This is a genomic window from Mesorhizobium sp. M4B.F.Ca.ET.089.01.1.1, assembly GCF_004022605.1.
Classification (GTDB): domain Bacteria; phylum Pseudomonadota; class Alphaproteobacteria; order Rhizobiales; family Rhizobiaceae; genus Mesorhizobium; species Mesorhizobium abyssinicae.
This window is the reverse complement of the sequence record NZ_RZOS01000718.1, coordinates 1-1,901: the sequence shown is the minus strand read 5'-3', so window position 1 is coordinate 1,901 and position 1,901 is coordinate 1. Positions and strand designations below refer to the sequence as shown.

The following is a 1,901-nucleotide window of genomic DNA, read 5'->3' as shown; positions in this document are numbered from 1 at the left end:
GCGCGCGAGACGAGGCAGCCGGCCTTGGCGGATTGGGCAAGGCGCTCGAATTCGTCTTGCGCGAGGTCCGCGACCTCCGCCTCCGTTTCGAGGTCGATGCGCGTGATCGTCGGCCCCGCCGCGGTCGCACCGAGATGCACCCTGGCAATGGTGCGGATGTTCCGCGCGACGTGGCCCTCCTGGCCGAGAGCAAAGGTCAGAGCCATCGAGAAGCAGCCGGCATGCGCCGCGCCTATCAGCTCTTCCGGGTTGGTGCCGGGGCCATTCTCGAAACGCGACGGAAAGGAATAGGCGCCTTCGAAGACGCCGCTGCCAAGCCGCAGGCGGCCCGAACCTTCCTTCAGCGTGCCTTGCCATTCGGCCGAAGCCTCGCGAATTGTCATCGTGTCCTCCTGGGTTGATGAATATATAGACCGATCTGCATATTATGTAGACCGATTGTCATATTCGACGCAAGGCCTATAATGGTTGCTCCTGACAGAGGTTGACATGGCGAACGACACCCGGGCCCGCATACTCGAGACGACCGGCCTGCTGCTGAGGCAGCGCGGCTATCACGGCACCTCGCTGAACGACATTTTGAGCGCCAGCGCGGCCCCCCGCGGCTCGCTCTACTTCCATTTTCCGGGCGGCAAGGACCAGCTGGCCATCGAGGTGACGCGCGCCAGCGTCGCCGAGGTGACGGAGCGGCTGGGTGCTGCGCTGGCGGCGGAAGACGACCCGGCCGTCTCGGTTCGCCACATCTATCAGTCGGTGGCTACCATGCTGGAGGAGAACCAGTTCTCGCTCGGCTGTCCGATCGCGCCTGTCGTGCTGGACTCGCCAACACCGGAGCTGGCGGAATTGTGCCGCTCGGCCTTCGAGCAGTGGATTGGCCTGCTGCGCCAGGCATTCGTCAGGGCAGGGGTGCCCGAGCGGCGCGCGCAGGCGCTTGCGCTGCTCGTCGAATCCTCGCTCGAGGGCCTGATGGTGATCGCCCGAGCCACCCGCGACCACGGGCCGCTCACGGCCGTGGCCGATGAAGTGACGGCGCTGGTGGAGGCGGCGGTGCGTGCCGGCAAGGCGGCGGAGCGCGAGGAAGCTACCGTTTAGAGCAGTTCATGCGCCTCCGGAATTGTGTCAAAGCAGAGAGATAGGGCGGTTCGCCGTCTCCGTGAAATGGAGAAACGCTCTAGGCGCCCTGGTTGGGGAAGCAGGCCGTTGCGCTGAGCAGCGGCCCATTGGCCAGCGCGGTCAGGAAGGTCGGCAGCACGGTCGAGAATGTGTAGGATATCCGCACCGTCGAAAACCCGCTGAGGCCCGAGCAGGTCGTGTTGTTGTTGACGGTGATGTTGCTGCCGCTCAGCGCGATGCCGTCGGTCGCGGCCATGGTGCTGATGTAGCTGACGGTGCTGGCCGAGTTGTAGACGCCGCTTTTCGTGCACCCGCTCTGCAGCACGCCAACGCAGCGCGCCGCCGAGGTCGCGGTTTCCTGCAGCGCGTGCTGCACCCAGTACATGCGGCCGAACTCCACCGTGCCGAACAGCACCATCAGCAGCGGCACCGAAAGCAGCGCGAACTCGACCGCATTGGCGCCGGACCTGTCGCGGAGAAATGACGACAGGCCCTTCATTGCGGCTGCACCATGGCCTCGACGCCGATGTTGCCGCTCTTGACGATGCCGAGGCCGCCGAACAGCGGCGCGAACGGCCTGCTTGCGGTGATGGCCACGAACTTTCCGGAAATGCCGCCCTTGGGGCAAGCGGTGCTGCAGGTCACCGACGTGCCCCAGGTGACCGTGGTCCCCGAAACCGTCGGGCAATAGCAGAGGTCGGCGTTGGATGCCGTCCCGCTCTGGCTCGCGGTGGCCGTGCTGGCGTTGTAGGTGATCGACGCGCCATTGTTGACCACCACCTTGATGG

3 protein-coding genes and 1 pseudogene are annotated in these 1,901 nt (G+C 65.5%); 1 reads left to right on the top strand and 3 read right to left on the bottom strand.

Annotated elements, in window-relative coordinates:
* The coding region (locus tag EN780_RS33130) for an OsmC family protein (protein ID WP_133372840.1) at positions 1-383 on the bottom strand (383 nt) is incomplete at its 3' end.
* A gap of 106 nt (positions 384-489) precedes the next feature.
* Here EN780_RS33130 and EN780_RS33125 point away from each other — a divergent pair.
* The gene (locus EN780_RS33125) at positions 490-1,092 is read left to right on the top strand and encodes a TetR/AcrR family transcriptional regulator (protein ID WP_128276370.1); all 603 of its coding nucleotides are present in this window, start codon (positions 490-492) and stop codon (positions 1,090-1,092) included.
* Positions 1,093-1,171: 79 nt separating this feature from the next.
* On the opposite strand, the gene EN780_RS33120 is transcribed toward EN780_RS33125, so the two are convergent.
* On the bottom strand, positions 1,172-1,612 hold the full coding sequence (locus tag EN780_RS33120) for a TadE/TadG family type IV pilus assembly protein (protein WP_127309758.1): 441 nt from the start codon (positions 1,610-1,612) through the stop codon (positions 1,172-1,174).
* Positions 1,609-1,901 (bottom strand): annotated as a pseudogene (locus tag EN780_RS33115) (pilus assembly protein); the annotation flags it as partial. The pseudogene EN780_RS33115 and the gene EN780_RS33120, both read right to left, overlap by 4 nt.